14 protein-coding genes are annotated in these 14,826 nt (G+C 44.8%); 7 read left to right on the plus strand and 7 right to left on the minus strand.

Going from position 1 to position 14,826, the window contains the following annotated elements; translation table 11 throughout:
* Positions 1 to 238: 238 nt before the first annotated feature.
* Positions 239 to 598 (minus strand): YisL family protein, encoded by a 360-nt coding sequence (locus tag LCL89_RS07205; RefSeq protein ID WP_197315400.1) that lies wholly within the window; start codon positions 596 to 598, stop codon positions 239 to 241.
* A 161-nt stretch (positions 599 to 759) separates the two neighbouring features.
* On the opposite strand from LCL89_RS07205, the gene LCL89_RS07210 reads away from it, so the two are divergent.
* Entirely contained in the window at positions 760 to 1,953 is a 1,194-nt protein-coding gene (locus tag LCL89_RS07210) for an ornithine--oxo-acid transaminase (protein WP_197315399.1), read from the plus strand.
* A 54-nt stretch (positions 1,954 to 2,007) separates the two neighbouring features.
* Here the strand turns inward: LCL89_RS07210 and LCL89_RS07215 are convergent, their stop codons facing one another.
* The 3 genes from LCL89_RS07215 to LCL89_RS07225 are packed head-to-tail and all read right to left on the minus strand — an operon-like array spanning position 2,008 to position 4,920.
* Entirely contained in the window at positions 2,008 to 2,517 is a 510-nt protein-coding gene (locus tag LCL89_RS07215) for a GDYXXLXY domain-containing protein (protein ID WP_224809181.1), read from the minus strand.
* Positions 2,514 to 3,713, minus strand: coding sequence for a DUF2157 domain-containing protein (locus LCL89_RS07220; protein WP_224809184.1), 1,200 nt, complete (start codon positions 3,711 to 3,713; stop codon positions 2,514 to 2,516). The genes LCL89_RS07215 and LCL89_RS07220 overlap by 4 nt, the downstream gene beginning before the upstream one ends.
* A 16-nt stretch (positions 3,714 to 3,729) precedes the next feature.
* Positions 3,730 to 4,920 carry a DUF418 domain-containing protein gene (locus LCL89_RS07225; RefSeq protein WP_224809186.1) on the minus strand — a complete coding sequence of 397 codons (1,191 nt, stop codon included), beginning with the start codon at positions 4,918 to 4,920 and terminating at the stop codon, positions 3,730 to 3,732.
* A gap of 88 nt (positions 4,921 to 5,008) precedes the next feature.
* Between LCL89_RS07225 and LCL89_RS07230 the strand changes: the two genes are divergently transcribed.
* The 6 genes from LCL89_RS07230 to LCL89_RS07255 all read left to right on the plus strand — a co-directional run bounded on the left by LCL89_RS07230 (position 5,009) and on the right by LCL89_RS07255 (position 6,900).
* Positions 5,009 to 5,230 carry a spore germination protein gene (locus LCL89_RS07230; protein ID WP_197315395.1) on the plus strand — a complete coding sequence of 74 codons (222 nt, stop codon included), beginning with the start codon at positions 5,009 to 5,011 and terminating at the stop codon, positions 5,228 to 5,230.
* A 12-nt stretch (positions 5,231 to 5,242) separates the two neighbouring features.
* Entirely contained in the window at positions 5,243 to 5,467 is a 225-nt protein-coding gene (locus LCL89_RS07235; protein WP_197315394.1) for a spore germination protein GerPB, read from the plus strand.
* 44 nt (positions 5,468 to 5,511) lie between these two features.
* A complete protein-coding gene (gerPC, locus tag LCL89_RS07240) occupies positions 5,512 to 6,051 on the plus strand; it encodes a spore germination protein GerPC (RefSeq protein WP_224809187.1) in 540 nt (179 codons plus the stop codon).
* Entirely contained in the window at positions 6,048 to 6,251 is a 204-nt protein-coding gene (locus tag LCL89_RS07245) for a spore gernimation protein GerPD (protein WP_197315393.1), read from the plus strand. Before gerPC ends, LCL89_RS07245 begins: the two co-directional genes overlap by 4 nt.
* Positions 6,244 to 6,612: a spore germination protein GerPE gene (locus LCL89_RS07250; RefSeq protein ID WP_224809189.1), complete on the plus strand. Its 369-nt coding sequence runs from the start codon at positions 6,244 to 6,246 to the stop codon at positions 6,610 to 6,612. Before LCL89_RS07245 ends, LCL89_RS07250 begins: the two co-directional genes overlap by 8 nt.
* A gap of 69 nt (positions 6,613 to 6,681) precedes the next feature.
* The gene (locus tag LCL89_RS07255; protein ID WP_197315391.1) at positions 6,682 to 6,900 is read left to right on the plus strand and encodes a spore germination protein; all 219 of its coding nucleotides are present in this window, start codon (positions 6,682 to 6,684) and stop codon (positions 6,898 to 6,900) included.
* Between the two features lie 113 nt (positions 6,901 to 7,013).
* On the opposite strand, the gene LCL89_RS07260 is transcribed toward LCL89_RS07255, so the two are convergent.
* The 3 genes from LCL89_RS07260 to addB are packed head-to-tail and all read right to left on the minus strand — an operon-like array spanning position 7,014 to position 14,504.
* Entirely contained in the window at positions 7,014 to 7,301 is a 288-nt protein-coding gene (locus LCL89_RS07260) for an HNH endonuclease (protein ID WP_197315390.1), read from the minus strand.
* Positions 7,285 to 11,004 carry a helicase-exonuclease AddAB subunit AddA gene (gene addA / locus LCL89_RS07265; protein ID WP_224809191.1) on the minus strand — a complete coding sequence of 1,240 codons (3,720 nt, stop codon included), beginning with the start codon at positions 11,002 to 11,004 and terminating at the stop codon, positions 7,285 to 7,287. Before addA ends, LCL89_RS07260 begins: the two co-directional genes overlap by 17 nt.
* A complete protein-coding gene (gene addB / locus LCL89_RS07270) occupies positions 10,998 to 14,504 on the minus strand; it encodes a helicase-exonuclease AddAB subunit AddB (RefSeq protein ID WP_224809193.1) in 3,507 nt (1,168 codons plus the stop codon). The genes addA and addB overlap by 7 nt, the downstream gene beginning before the upstream one ends.
* Positions 14,505 to 14,826 lie beyond the last annotated feature (322 nt).

Genomic DNA, 14,826 nt, shown 5'->3' on the forward strand with positions numbered 1-14,826 from the left:
TTAAAAATACGTTTACAGGACATAAAAAAACCATCATAGCTTACTATATGATGGTGCAAGCAGGAATATGAAATTTTAAAAAGACGATTGACACGCTCATTGATAATGATTATCATTATAAGTGATAACAGATTCGCTTCCGTTCCCCCCAAATTCGGAAGCATGAATAAGTAATTTCACGTAAACCTTTTACCCCTATATGCGAAAACGCTGCATGTATTTACATGCAGCGTTTTTATTATGCTGGAAGTACTCCAGCTCCCAAGAAACCGAAGCCAAGGATGATAGCCGCTATAGCAGCGACAACCAATTGACCCCACCAAAGGGCAGCTGGCTTTTTCTTTTTATACTTGATAGTAACCATTTCCATGGCTGTTATTGCCCATAAGCCGACAAGCACTTTTATGATGATCAGAGCACCATAACTTTCATAGCTCGCAAACAACGAGCCGCCAGAATATAGAATCAATAAATAAAATAAACGTAAAATCATGTGTGAGATTTTTGCCGCTTTTTCTCTTCCTCCACGGGTGAAAGTGGTTGCCAAACCAACCAGGACCAATGCGATTACCCATGAGGTAATATGTAGATGTGCCATACTTCTTATTCCCCTCCTTATAAATGATTCTGTTGATATGATACCACGAGTTACGGATCACTGCCTATTCTAAGACGTTTTTCCCTGTTTTCTAAGTTTTAAGAAAATAGCAACAAAATTTGTTATAATGGAGGAAGATTTTATGAATTTGGAGGGATAGTATGTCAGTAATGAGCCAAGGTATCATCGATCAAACGCAAGAATACGGGGCAAAGAACTACCACCCGCTTCCAATTGTGATAGCAAAAGGAGAAGGAGTCTGGGTTGAGGATCCTGAAGGGAATCGCTACATGGATATGTTAAGTGCATACTCCGCCGTCAACCAAGGCCATCGCCACCCGAAAATTATTCAAGCATTGCAAGATCAAGCGAGCCGTGTCACATTGACTTCTCGTGCATTCCACAATGACCAATTAGGTCCTTGGTATGAAAAAATTTGTAAAATCACGAATAAAGAAATGGCGCTCCCGATGAACACAGGTGCCGAAGCAGTAGAAACTGCGATAAAAGCTGCACGCCGCTGGGCGTATGATGTAAAGAAAGTGAAAGAAGACCAAGCGGAAATCATCGCTTGCACGGGGAACTTCCACGGACGTACAATGTCTGCGGTATCTTTATCCTCTGAAGAAGAATACAAGCGCGGATTCGGACCGATGCTTCCAGGCATTAAATTGGTCCCTTACGGTGATGTAGAAGCACTAAAAGAAGCCATTACAGAGAATACCGCCGCTTTCTTACTTGAGCCTATCCAAGGAGAAGCAGGAATCGTCATGCCTCCTGAAGGATTTTTGAAAGAAGCCTATGAAGTATGTCAAAAAGAAAACGTATTGTTTGTAGCCGATGAAATTCAAGCGGGACTAGGCCGAAGTGGTAAAATGTTCGCTTGTGACTGGGAAGATGTAAGCCCTGATATGCTGATTCTCGGTAAAGCATTGGGCGGAGGTGTATTCCCGATATCTTGTGTCGTTGCAAACAAAGAAGTGTTAGGAGTGTTCAATCCAGGTTCCCACGGGTCCACCTTTGGCGGTAACCCGCTTGCATGTGCAGTATCCGTCGCTTCACTTGAAGTGATTGAAGAAGAGAAACTTGCAGAACGTTCCCTTGAACTTGGAACCTACATGATGGAAGAACTACGCAGCATCGATAACCCGAAAATCAAGGAAGTCCGAGGCAAAGGGTTGTTTATCGGAGTTGAAATGACGGAACCAGCTCGTAAGTATTGTGAACAACTGAAAGATAAAGGGTTGTTATGTAAAGAAACACACGAAAATGTAATCCGTTTCGCTCCTCCACTAGTTATTAGTAAAGAAGATTTGGATTGGGCCATCCAACAAATCAAAGAAGTTTTAAGCTGAGTCTATAATAAAGAAGCCGCTCCCATACAAATGGAGCGGCTTCTTTCATTCTTATCAATCAATAGTTTTGAGAGATTTGATTTTCAACTGACCCCAGGGGGCTACTATGATCTCTACCAAACGATCTCCCTCGCCTTCGTACTCTTCCCCCGTATTTTCTTCAATGTAATATCGATCGACACTTAGATTTACGACGTAGGTTTCCGTGTGCTCATCATACCATTCGAACTTCGCTGGAAGAACGATTTGATTTTCCCCACTTTGAAATGACGATTCAGAAGCTTTGACGAGCTGGTGGATCCCTTTTTCACCTTCCTCTAATAAAAGAAAAACCCGCTCTCTCCATTTTACATCTTCAGACCCTGACCATTTTTCTTTCGGAAAACGTTCCACTTCAAAACCTAAAGTGACATAATCTCCATAAAAAGGATCTCTCGGATCGACCGGTGCCGTTTTTAAAGTGATCGATTCGCCGAAAACGTCCATTGCATAATAGGATACTGACATTCCAACAAGGAAAAGGATTTGAAGACCCACGATGACATAAAACCATTTACGTTTCATGACTCTCCTCCCCCTTTATGGATCTGTCTGCGTTTGCGTTCTAAGAAAAAGCTCATCATGAATAACAAAATTCCACCGATAAAGAAGAACAACGACCTGTTCATAAAATCCCAGGCCAGCTGGAAATAAGCTAAAAATGTCGTCAATATGAACGCTGCCGTCCCTTTATTGACCCAGCGTACAGTCTCTGTTTGATACCCTGATACCAGCCAAAGTAAAGAATAGGCAAACAAAATCAACAAGGACAGAGCGTCACCGAAACCGAATTTGAAAACGGGTACGAATAAGATCAAATCGATCCAGTAATGATTGGTCGAACTCAAGGCCGACCGAATGACTGTCAAAACGAATAATACTGCCCAAATGATAAAGAATGCGAAGGTGGATTCAGCTTCCAAAAAAAGTTCGTCGACGCCCAGTAAGATGACCTGGAAACCATTGACGATTAATACTGAAACAACAGCCATCGTTTTTAAGACCCTTATTTGACCTCGGTCTGCAAGCAGGTCATCCAGTAAATACAGAATGAGGAATAAAACGATCAACCAGTAATACTGGAGGTTTTCGTTCAAAACGAATACTAAAGACTGGATCGAATAACTGATACCGAAAACCAAAGTGAGCCAAAGATCTTTTTTGGAATATACTACCCATCCGATTCCTAAAATGAACAGCAGCCCGAGCCAGAAGTGATACTCTTGGAACACGACTCCACTGTAAATCTGGCCGATCGTTAAAAGGATGACAGTAGTGATGAAAAGAATATGATCGCGGAAAACGAGGTAAATCCCGTACCCCGCAAGCGACCAGATAAGGAACGGGAAAGCACTGTAAGAGGTGAAGTGATACATTTGGCCGGTCAAAAATATCCCGGAACCGAAAATGAGCAATGCGATAAGAATGAAACTAAGCCCAAGCCGTTGTGATTGTTTTCTGTACACCTGTTCTCCTGCTGCATAAAAACCGAGCATAGATACGAGGATGATAGCCATTTTCACAAGGTCCGGCATAAAGGACCAATTGGAAGCGATGAATGTGAGGAAACCTAAACCGATGAAGATTGCTGCAAAAGTAAAGAGCAGAGGTTTGTTCTGCCTTTTTGGATACCTCTCGATCAACTGCTCCCGCTGATGTTCGGAAATGATTTGTTCTTCGACCCACTTTTGACTTTCCTTGACGACTTGAGCCCTGTTCATTGGTCTGCCCCCTTTTTCAAAAAACGTCCTTTGTCTTCCGCCTGAATGGCTGTTTCTTGTTATATGTCAATGATCTCCATAACCACTCCAATGGACCATACTTGAAATGGTGCAGCCAGAGTTTGCTGGCTAAAATTTGGATGGAAAAGACGACAATAACGAAAATTACACTCCAAAGAGGCGTGACCTTCCCGTACAATCCAAGACCTACAGAATAAAAAACGAAAAAGCTGATGATGGATTGGAAAATATAATTGGACAGCGACATTCTACCGATCCAGGTGAGCGGGTAAGCAATCTTCGAACCTATTTTTGTGCGGAATAATAAAGTAATAGATAAGACATAAAAGATGGCAGACGCCGTTCCCCCGATATTATCTTGAGCTAACCCCAACCATTCCGGGTTCCCGAACATATATGGTCCCGCTTTAAAAGAAAGAAAGAGGACACCTGTAACGACCCATACTTTGATGATGGAACGGCGGTGGGTATCCGGGTCATGAAGCCAGTGCTTTTTACAAACATACATGCCCAGTAAAAACATCGGCAGAAGACTTAGAGCCAGAAACGGAAGGTTCCCGACCTGGTGGGCATAAAGCCAGTCGGTCAGATTCTGCTGCCATATAGCCAACAGATGACCCTCACTATAATTTCCTACTGCCTGCTGGATAGCTGCATGGTCAACCATACCCTCGAACTGCCCCCTGATTGTAAAAAGAAGCAGTGTCAGAGGTAACACTAACAATGCAAGCATTGCATAAGACCATAGCAGCAGTGTTCTTGGGGAGGCATTGAAAAAGACGAATAACAATAGACCGAGAGTTCCATAGGATAATAGGATATCCCCGTGCCAAATCAGAAAGGCATGGACTAAACCGAATCCAATCAGGATGAGCAGCCTCCGGAAAATCACTGGGCGATAAGCGACCTGCTTCTCTTCCAATCGATCCTTCATCATCTGCATACCGAAACCGAACATAAAAGAAAACAGCGTATAGAAGCTTGCCTGGAAAAAAATATCGATGATGGATTGAACCGTATGGCTCACAGAAGAAGTCCAATATTCACTTTCTCCGCCATACAAGAAATAGGGAGCGTTGAATGCAGGGACATTGACCATGAATATCCCGAGTATCGCGAGGCCGCGGGCCGCGTCAATCCAACTTAACCTTTCTGATTCACGAATGGGTGCAGCTGATGTGTTCATATATGTATTCCCCCTATCCTCTTTATTTTACTTCGATTACGTAATTTAAACAATTTAGTTTCATAAAATAGTGGAAAGGAGTTTTTTTATGCCAGCAAAAGTGGGAGCGATTAAAATTCTTTCAATCTCTTCTTCAAGCATATTCAATGTCGGAGATGTCTATCATATGTCCCCACAAGCATGGGCGAAAACCTTTGCAGGCGGCGGATCTTTTAATACAGGGAACAGAATTCATGTCGACATCAATCGTTCCAATACTTTTGTCAATGATGAGGAAAACATCGATCAAAGTATTATCAATGATGCCTAGGAGGTTGGAGGAATGAACTTGACCGTCCACCAGTCCATCAGTATACACGTGCTCAGAATCGGCTCCATCTCTAATTCTTCTATCGTCCAAATCGGAAGCTCCGGTGTCATACAGTCCAAAGCGGACTTATACAATACAGGCGGATTCACTAAGCCTGCAAAGCTTGCAAAACCGCAGGATGGCTCAGTCAAAATCATCGGGGAAGCCGCACCACTCGTCCCACTTTCCATAACATAGACAGCCTCTTCCCCGCATAAAGTAACCAGAGGGGGTGAGCACATTTGAACTCATACAATCCTTGGAATGAATGGATGCAGCAGATGTTCCGGCAGGTGGAACAGCAGCAGCGGCTGATCGAGGAATTACAAAATAAAATCGAACATCTGCAAGCGAATGTTCAACCAAAAACGGTCATTGAAAAAATTGAATACCATTTCGATCAACTGAAAATAGAAACGTTGGAAGGAACGCTGCAGATCGGACTCACTCCAAATGGCTCAGATCTTTCAGATGTCGGTGACCTCTACACACAGAAGACAAATACTGAGGACCCGATCCTTCACACCCTGCATACATTCATGACAGAAGATATCCCTCATTGGATGGCCCAGTATATCCGCGACCACGATTTGAATGTAAGTGAACAGCACCAGCAGCAAATTGTCGCTGATGTTCAAAAGCAACTTTCTCAAAGAGTGGAATACTATAAAAATCAAGATACAAAAATGGACGCAATGGCAGTGGTTCATCAAATCCAAACTGAGATCCGATCATCGATCGCCCAATATCTTGATACGTTTCAAGGAGATGATTTTGAATGAATTTCATCGTTCATAACTACGGCCTTCATGTAGGTAACATCCAGGTGACGGGTGTTTCTTCTTCCTCTGTCTTTTTGATTGGAGACAACAAAACGATCAGGCTCCAATCGTATTTTGACACACCTGCAGAATCTTTGATCATCGGCCCTTTCACTCCCTTGGAATCCAATGGAGAAGTGGAAGTGGATAAGAATGATTAAGCGGATGGTGTATGTCAATCACATTGAAGTCAAATCAGTGACGATCGGGTCTGTCATGGAGGTTGGGGATGTCTATCGTGCATCTCCAACCTCCACTGTTTTAGCCGTCCAGAAAGAGGGGGAGGAATACACGACCGACACATTCAACTACGAAGACTATCCGATATTTTCAATCCCCCCTTCCCCTCCACTACATCCCATTGAAATTAGCAGCTTCTATTATCATAACTCCCCGATTATAGTCGATCACGTCTCCGTAAAAGGTCTTTCTACAGCTGCTGTGCTTCAAATCGGCGGCATTGACCATTTCGATGCTTCCTCCCGTACCAAACACATCCGGATTATTAACAATGAACCTTAATCTGTTTTTCGCATAGGTTGTTACTATATAGACCTAAAGAACGGATATGCAGAAAAGGAGGCGATGTTTATGCCGGCCATTGTCGGGCCCATCAACATCAACAGCGTGGGCGGTGGTGTCGTCAACTTCGGAGACTCGTTCTACCTTTCTCCTAAAAGCACCTCAAAGACCAACGCCGGTTCAGGAGGTTTCAACACCGGAAACTGGATCGTGACCAATAACGGCTTCAGTTCGACTAACCCATTCGACCCGGATGTGAACGATCAGAACATTACTGCCAACGCTTAAAATCCCGCCTGTTGAATGTACATCATAAACTCCACTGAAGTGAGTCATCCCTAACTGTCACTATAGTGTTAAAAAGCCCCGTGCACTCCAAGAAGCGAGTGCACGGGGTTCGTTTATCTGTTCTTTTTACGATTGGATTTTCTTATCGTAATTTTCTTTTCAGGATCTTGTTTTTGGACCCATTTCAAGTATTTCTTCATATCCGGGTGGTCCCTGAGCCTCTCAACCGAATGATAAAAAGCAGCTAATTCTTCATTAGTAAAAAGAGCATGGATTTGGCGGTGGCACGCATCACATAACATGATGGTCGGACCATTGACTCCGCCGAACTGCCTTGGAACGAGATGATGTTCTGTCGTTACTACCGGGGATCTTGAACACAACTCACACGTTTCCCCCATCTTCATCCACCTCCACGATATAGGAACCTTCAAAGAAGTAAAGACATTTTCTGTGGACCGGCTCTTTCCATATTTTTTCTAACGCATAACTGTAGAGATTGATTTGTGTTCCATATCGTTCACGCATGAGCTCCTCTACAGAATGGTATTGCTCGGGGAATGTATCCGACTTGTAATCCAATATCATCCATCCATCTTCATAAGGAATCATTGCATCAATAACACCTTGAATGAACACACGCTCTTCCGTGGGTGCTGTCCATTCTTTGTACACTTCATGAGCTGGAAGCGTCATACTGAAGGGAACTTCCCGTTCAATACGCTCTGCCCGCAGTACAAGCTGACCGACTGACGTTTGGAAAAAGGCCGCTATTGCATCAAAATCAATGACATCCGCTTCTTCACGACGCATGACTTCTTTCAACACGAGATGCTCGACAAACTCTTCCACTTCTTCCGGATCCATTTCTTTGTTCATAGGGATATGCTGCATAACCGTATGCATGGCACTCCCTTTTTCAGCCGCGGTCATTTTCTTATCCTGCTGCATGAACCGAGGACGCTTGACGATCGGCGCCCGGTAAGGCGTCAATAACTGGTCGCTGGAATACTCATCCTTGACCTCGCGCTGGCGCTTAATCTCCGTGACGGTTTGTTTTGCCCGGCTGTGAGCTGCTTTACGGTGTGGATAAACGTAATTCAACCGCTTTTCGACAAGATCTTTATCATGCGCATCCTCTTCTACCGCTACCCACTCCGCAACCGCTTTTTTCAACTCTTCATCACGGTGTTTTTCCCGCTCCTCCAAAAGAGCGAATTCTCTACCATGTGCGATATGGACTTTCCATTCTGATTCATCGTTGTGAATTTCTTCGGCTGTCTTCACTTCGATTTCTCCACGAAGGTTGTCTGTATGATGGTGCCTGACTAACGCAGGACCCACCCAGTCTAAATACGATTTCGCTTCCAGGCGTTCATGAGGAGGAAGGACCCAGTCAGGGGAATCAGCAAAGGATTGCCATTTCTCCTGTTTCTTTTCAAATGAATTGACGTTTCCGACCATGACCAGTTTTTCTTTTGCCCGGGTCAAGGCCACATATAGGACTCTCATTTCTTCTGCCAGCAATTCTCGTCGTTTCGCCTGCTTCAATGCATGGTAAGCAAGAGTCGGAAACATAAGACGTTTTTCTGGATTGATATACCGGGAACCAAACCCATAGTCTTTATGAAGCAAATAGCGGTTTCTCAAATCCATCATGTTAAATTGTTTGTCCATCGCTCCAAGGATAACGACAGGAAACTCCAGCCCTTTACTTTTATGGATGGTCATGATGCGGACGACGTCTTCCTGTTCCCCAAGGGCTCTTGCAGCTCCGAGGTCATCCCCACGCTCCTCAATTCTTTCTATGAACCTAAGGAAACGGAACAAACCTCTGAACGATGTCGCCTCATAAGAACGGGCACGATCATACAATGCTCTCAAATTCGCCTGCCTCTGTCTTCCACCCGGCATTCCGCCGACAAAATCGTAATACCCCGTCTCTCTGTAAATATCCCAGATCAATTCTGACAACGCACCTTGTCTCGCTCGTTCACGGAAGCTTTGCAGCTGCCCTAAGAAATCCTGGACTTTCCGACCTAATTCATCATTGTGAGCATAAGATTTCAGCGCTTCATAATAACTGACCCGCTTCTTAGATAAACGAAGCTTTGCAAGCTCATCTTCATTCAACCCTACAATCGGCGATTTTAATACGGATGCTAATGGGATGTCCTGCATCGGGTTATCAATGACTTTCAGGAAGCTGAGCATCACTTTGATTTCAATCGCTTCAAAGTACCCTGTAGAGAGCTCAGCATAGACAGGTATTCCTTGATGCTTCAACTCTTCTACAATCATCGGTGCCCAAGTCATCGACCGCATCAAAATGACGATGTCCCTGAATTGGAGGCTGCGTTTTGTTCCCGTCTCCTTATCAACGACCTGCATCGGAGGCTGATCTCCATGACCCAGCCATTCTCGTATCATTTTCCCATACGCACGGGCTTCCAGCTGCGCTTTTTCAAGGTCTTTGTATTCCTCCTGCTCAGGCGTTTCTTCCTCTGTGGACTCACGGTCGATCAGGAAAAGTTCGCCCTCGGCTTCATCGGAAGTCAATTCGTCATAAATTTTATTACTATAAATCAACTCCGCTTCTTTTTCATATTCCATTTCACCGACTTCTTCATCCAAAACTTGTCTGAAGATATAGTTCGTCGCATCCAACACTTGTTTCCGGCTTCTGAAATTCCGGGCAAGATCGATCCGTTCTCCTTCATTTTCCTCTTTCCCATACGCTTTATATTTATTCAGGAATAAAGAAGGCTCGGCATGGCGGAAGCGGTAAATGCTTTGTTTGACATCCCCTACCATGAACAAGTGACCTGCTTCCTCACTATCTGTCAGTAAGCGGAGCAGCGTTTCCTGGACCAGGTTCGTATCCTGGTATTCATCTATCAATACCTCGGAGAATTGAGTATGGAAACCTTCCGCTACCTTAGACGGGACCGGATGCTCCGGAGTCGATGTTTCATCCAGTAGAATTTGAAGGCAGTAATGCTCCAAGTCTGAAAAATCAACGATCGCTTTTTCTTTTTTCAGTTGTTCATAGCGTTGTTTGAAGTCTTTGACGATGACAGCCAGCTGTTCCATGACGGGGTGGAGTTCCTGCATATCTTCCAGATAACTGGTCAGGGAACGTGAGAACCATTCGTCACGCACTTCCGTCCATCGCTTTTTATAGCTGTCCCTTATCTTTTTCGCTCTTTCCTTCTTCTCGTCATCACAGTCCATTTTCTTTCTGGAAAGGGTGGCAAATTTACTTCCACTGATAAACTGTTGAAGCTCTTCCCAAGAATGTTCCAAGGCACCTTTGGCTTGCTGGATCATCTCTAAATCAGCATCAGCCGCCTCCCCGTACGTGTAAGGACCATCCGGCTCCCGAGTCAGGTCTAAAAACTTCCGGACTTCTACTTCCATCGCTTTCAGCTGGCTATGGACTTCCTGTTTCAATAAATTCAGCCATGGCAGGTCCTTTTCTCCCTGCACTTCCTCGACATCATACATGGATACCATTTCGTCCAGCCAAGCTTCCGGCCATGGGTTTTGTGTTGCGAATGTGTAAAGATCGAGGACGAGCTTCTCCACGTCCAGATCACTGCGGTCGCTGGAAAAACGGTCGACGACATCAAAGAAGCGTTCCTGCTCTCCGCCTTCTTTTCCATACCAGTCCTCGAACAAATCCTCCAATACTTCCTGCTGAATCAAATCGGATTCAATCGTATCCGCTATCCGGAATCCCGGATCCAAATCCAGCATATAGGCATATCTCCTCACAACTTCCATACAAAATGAATGCAGAGTCGAAATCGAAGCGTTCTGCAGTAAGGACAGCTGTTTTTTCAAGTGGTGTGAACCCGGGTTTTCATCGAGTGCTTCCGTAAGTGCTTGACCGACACGGTTCCTCATTTCCTGTGCAGCGGCATTGGTAAAAGTGACGACAAGCAAGGAATCGATATCGACAGGAGACTCCTTATGAAGCAGCTTTTGAATGATTCGTTCCACCAACACAGCCGTCTTCCCTGACCCTGCCGCTGCTGCTACTAAAATGTTTGAACCGTGGGAGTAGATCGCCCGTTGTTGTTCTTCCGTCCAACTTACCATGGAGAGTCCTCCTCTCTTTTTGTAATTTTGTCTAATATTTCTTCGTCTTTCATTTCCTGCAGCTTGCGATATTCATTCTCTTCTAAGCTCGGATCGAATTGACAGACAGAACGATACGGGCATAGATTACAGGCGACCTGCTGCTTTTGTTGATAAGGGTCAAGTTTCACTTCCCCTTCCGTAATGGCTGTCCCGGCTTGACTCATCAAATCACGTATATAGCGGCTCAATTCTTGGAAACGACCTGCATCAGCCGTATGAGACCCCTTATAAAAACCACCCTTCGCCTTTAACCCTGCCGGGATGATCTGACTATGTCCTTTATCCAATCCTGTATCCATCATTTGGACGATTCGTTCATTTTCCAATAACAGACCCTGCATTTTGAATTTCTTGAAGATCTCCTCTTCAATTTTTTCATCATCCAGCATCTGCTTACCGGAAATCATCGGGTTGTGGACATGGAAGTAAAGTACCCCCGCCGGAGCAGCCGGTGCCCCTAACCATTGCTCTGCATTGGATAGAACAACATCCAAATAGGCAAGCATCTGTAAGGACAGCCCATAATAGACCTCCAGTAAACTGAGACCTTTTGCACTCGACTTATAATCGATAATCCGCAAAAACAAGTCATTTTCCGTCAAAGCTCTGTCTACTCGATCGATTCTTCCTCTAAGCATCAGTTCATAGCCGTTCGGCAGATCCAATGAGAGAGGAGGAAGCTTCGAATCCTTTTCCATTCCAAAACCTAATTCCAACCCTATTGGGGAGAACTGACTTTTTCTTGCCTGCTCGCTGAGAACGAAGGCGGCGCGGGCAATGACTTGTTGAAGCTTCTTCTGGATATATTGATAACGATTCGAACTGCGCAAAATCTGATTTTGTAAAACCGGTGCCAGCTGATGGGTGGCTTTTTCTGCATAGCGATCGGTTTCATTGCGATTCAATTGAGAAAAGTCGCGTCCTTCTGATTGGACCCATTCGGTAATTTGTTTCAAAGCTTCGTGGAATAATTGACCGATATCCGGCGCATCCAGTTTGTATGTCTTCCGCTCTTCAAGATTCAAACTGTGTCTCGCGAAATACTGGTAGGAACAACGGTGATATGTTTCCAACCGCGATACACTGGATTTCAACTGTTTATTGAACAACTGACCTGTTGTTTCTTTAGAAAGGGACGTCGGTTTATTTTGATAAAACAGACTTTGTAAGACGCGGTTCGTCAGGCCGGACGGTTCTTCATGAGTGATATACCAATTCAACACATTCCACCATACCGGTTCCATCTTATACCCTTTCAAGTACCTGGCAAGCTGAGAAGTCAATGCTGATCTCGTTTTAGCAGGGTTGGTAATGAACCTTGAAGCTTCATGAAGGTCATCAGGATCTTGTAAAAGCAGGTGCTCCTGACACGCCGGGAATAGTTCTTCAACTCTTTGAATGATTTGAGCGGGAATTTTGGACTTTCCTTCTTCATTGCTGAGCGGATAACTGATCCAAAGCCGGTCTTTTGCCATCGTCAACGCCAAGTAGACATAAAAACGGTCGTCCAATAATTGACGACTGCTGCCGTCGGCCAGCCGGAGCCCATGCTCTGCAAGCAACGAACGCTCCTGCTCAGAAATCATCCCGTCACTTGGCGGCTTCATAGGCCACATCCCATCTGTCACTCCTAACAGGAATGAAACTTTGATTCCTGTCATTCTGGAACGGTCGACACTACCGACAATGACATGGTCCATACTAGGCGGCACATGGGCAAAAGTCAGGGACTCGAGACCACTTTCTATCATGCTGCGAAAGACTTGGAGAGACATCTTTTCTTCTCCTGCCATTTCGACCATCTCATCAAGCAGCTGTAAAACGGCATCCCAAACCTGCTGCTGCTCACGCCCTCGTTCAATTTCGCCATCCTCGTCATAACGGTCTCTCCATTTTTCTAACTGTTGAGGAACACGAAGCTGCTCAAGCCACAGATAGATGGATCGAGAACGCTCTTCAATTGTATCGGCAGCCCGTAATTCACTGTCGAACGTCTCCATAGCCGCCCTTACCTGGCTTCGGTATGCATTGATCCGTATCTGCTTTTGTTTTTCCTCATCCGTCTGTGAAGCCTGCTCAAAACCTCTGAATCGTTGATAAATCCAGTCCTCATCAGAAAACCATTGACTTCTTGAACGGACCCCATACTCAAGGACATAGTTTTCCAGTTCATCAATCGCGTCTTCAGTCAAAGGAAATTCAGAGTCGGTCGTAGGAATAAACCCTGTTTTCAGTAATCGGAAGACGGCATCATAACGGAAGTTCCCTTCAATCACATCCAACGCCGACCTGATCAATTCAATCATCGGATGGTTCAGCATCGTCCGCTTCTCATCAATAAAGACAGGGATATCATAGTCATCGAATAAAGTATCTATCAAACTGTGATAAACCTCCGGCTCACGCATTAAAATGGCCATGTCTTTAAAGCGGTAACCTTCTTCGCGGACCAATCTCAATATTTCCTGAGCGGCTCCCTCGACCTCGGCTCTCGGGTGTACTGCTTCTGATATTTGAATCGGCGCATCTCCTTCGAATGGCGGTGCTGGTCGTTCGTCAAAATACTGTTCCAAATGCTTGAAAGCAGGCCGCTCCTTCAGTCGTCCATTTTCATGGTCAAGAATTTCGACACTTTCAACAGATGTCCCTGCTTCGGCAGCCACCTGTTTCAAATACAGAAACGTTTCTTTCGTTTCATGGAACAAATCAAGCTCCGGGTTCGTTTCATCTTCCGGAGGCTCTGTCGTCAATGTCACATGGACGGTCTTCACTTTTTTCAGCAATGCTTCAATGACGGTATACTCCTGCGGTGTAAAGCTGTGGAAGCCGTCGATATATATTTCAGCACCTTCTAAAAATGAAGCCTCCGGGATTTTGTCCGCCAACAATTGCAGCTGATCCTCACTATCTATGTATTGCTCCCTGAGCGCATCCACCAAGCGGTCATAAATGTAAGACAAATCTTCAAGCTTATCCCTCAGCCCCTGTTCCTGACTCGTCGTGTGCGTATACTGGTCAATGGCAGCCATTTGCTGGTGAAGATCTTCCGGCATGATCCGGTAACGCTTGAACTCTGTAATCATCCCTTCCAATTGTTCAATGAACCCTTGTTTTTCGACTGCTTTCTGAAAAACACTCCAATCCGATGTCCGTTCTTCTACAATCTTTCTCAACATCATCTGGACCCCTGTAGAAGTGATGAATTTCTTCGTTCCTCCACCGGTTTCCTGGAGCACTCTCCATGCCAGACGTGAAAAACTGAACACTTGTGCACGAATCGATCCTTCCAACCCTTGACGTTTCAAAAGCGCATATTCTTGTTGAAAAGTCATTTGATCCGGCACAATATATAACAGTGCGGGCCCTCTTGGATCTGCTTTCAACTTCGTCTCAAGTTCTTCTAAGCAGCGGGTGCTCTTTCCTGCCCCTGAGCGCCCTGCCATCAATCGCATCCCCATAACTTCCGCTCCTTCCTGTGTATCTTCATTGTCTCCATTTTATCATTTATTGTTAGGCTCTGTTATTGCTTGGTGTTGTTATTTCATCTGGAACCTTGTATCCGCTCTTTCTGTCTGGAAATTTGTATGAGGCAGCCTTTTAGAATGACTCCCTTTCCGTGCCCCTGATTCCAGAGGGGGACTATTTAGTATTCGTTTAAAATATCAACAACAGACTTTAACAGAGCCTTTTGTTAAAGTCGTCGGCTTTCCTATGTTTTTACTTCTCACCAATCAGCCAAGTGCATACACAACTAAAAAAACCGCCCAACCAGGACGGTAA

It is taken from the genome of Halobacillus yeomjeoni (assembly GCF_020171525.1).
Lineage (GTDB): Bacteria > Bacillota > Bacilli > Bacillales > Halobacillaceae > Halobacillus > Halobacillus yeomjeoni.